This is a genomic window from Pseudomonas sp. SIMBA_041, assembly GCF_046535095.1.
Taxonomy (GTDB): Bacteria; Pseudomonadota; Gammaproteobacteria; order Pseudomonadales; family Pseudomonadaceae; genus Aquipseudomonas; species Aquipseudomonas mucoides.
The window spans coordinates 1-269 of the sequence record NZ_JAWRXJ010000354.1 but is presented as its reverse complement, the minus strand read 5'-3'; the positions used below and the strand labels follow the sequence as shown (position 1 = coordinate 269).

1 protein-coding gene is annotated in these 269 nt (G+C 42.8%); it reads left to right on the top strand.

The window, feature by feature from the left end; translation table 11 throughout:
- A partial coding sequence (locus tag SB725_RS31460) for a (2Fe-2S)-binding protein (protein WP_410923330.1) occupies positions 1-215 on the top strand: 215 nt, incomplete at its 5' end.
- Between the last annotated feature and the right edge of the window lie 54 nt (positions 216-269).

Sequence of the window (269 nt, the reverse complement as noted above, 5' to 3'; positions counted from 1 at the left end):
CCCCAATTCAACAAGCCTTCTGCGAAAAGTGGGCTTTTCAATGCGGCTATTGCACGCCTGGTTTCATTATGAATTGCCATGCATTGGTAGAAGCATATCCGGAAGCTACTGATGTCGAAATCGAAAATTGGCTTCAATCCAACATATGCCGATGCACAAGCTATCAAGAGATAAAGGAAGCTATTCAGTCGGTCCTTGCAGAAAAGAAAAACTGAACGTCATATTTGAGAATGGAGTGGCCCGTAATATTTGGGAGATTCAGTTCAATC